Origin of the sequence: Pseudomonas sp. 32_A (genome assembly GCF_017490905.1) — a bacterium.
Lineage (GTDB): Bacteria > Pseudomonadota > Gammaproteobacteria > Pseudomonadales > Pseudomonadaceae > Aquipseudomonas > Aquipseudomonas inefficax.
The window spans coordinates 1-239 of sequence record NZ_JAFGYI010000507.1 but is presented as its reverse complement, the minus strand read 5'-3'; the positions used below and the strand labels follow the sequence as shown (position 1 = coordinate 239).

Genomic DNA, 239 nt, shown 5'->3' with positions numbered 1-239 from the left:
CCTCCTTGATACCGCGCAGCACCAGGAAGTGCACCGCCCACAGCAGCAGCGAGGCGCAGCCGATGGCGATTGGCGTGTTGCCTTCGCCGAAGATCGGGAAGAAGTAGCCCAGGGTGCTGAACAGCAGTACGAAGTAGCCGACGTTGCCCAGCCAGGCACTGATCCAGTAGCCCCAGGCCGAGGAGAAGCCCATGTAGTCGCCGAAACCGGCCTTGGCATAGGCATACACCCCGCCATCC

1 protein-coding gene is annotated in these 239 nt (G+C 63.2%); it reads right to left on the bottom strand.

Going from position 1 to position 239, the window contains the following annotated elements:
• Positions 1–239: amino acid permease (locus J5M58_RS27620; protein ID WP_207880703.1), on the bottom strand; the 239-nt coding region annotated here is incomplete at both ends.